1 protein-coding gene is annotated in these 380 nt (G+C 60.5%); it reads right to left on the bottom strand.

All coding sequences use genetic code 11. The features are described from left to right. Nucleotides 1–227, bottom strand: a 227-nt coding sequence (locus tag AC1DE7_RS31905) for a hypothetical protein (RefSeq protein ID WP_477535900.1), incomplete at its 3' end; no start/stop codon positions are given. Between the last annotated feature and the right edge of the window lie 153 nt (nt 228–380).

Here is a 380-nt window from a genome sequence, read left to right as displayed (position 1 = left end):
CGCCCACGCAGGGCAGCGGATAGACGACGTTGAATTTCCAGTGCAGAAACTGTAATTAGCCTATTACTTCCTATTTGCGACTTGAGGCGCTTTTGATCAACGTAGGCCAAGGATTTGCGCAGGAATGATGGGAACAACAAACGGGACCCGTTATTCAGGACCGAATCGGCCGGAGCAGTAGCGTTCCGCTCTGCGGCCGTCACATCCTTGACCTTGGACGCCGGCACGGCTCATGCTGGGTTTCTGTTTTGCCGAGACACGACCGGAAGGCCGACGATGTCACACAAGTACCCAGCCGCCCCCACGCGGCGTTTCCGGTTGGTCCTTGCCGCGGCCGCCGCCGCAGCCCTTCTGACGGTGGCAGCCCTGCCGGCCCAGGC

The sequence above is a fragment of the Paenibacillus sp. 10L310 genome (assembly GCF_056395745.1).
The sequence above is the reverse complement of the archived record's forward strand: the minus strand, read 5'-3'. Positions and strand labels throughout refer to the sequence as shown.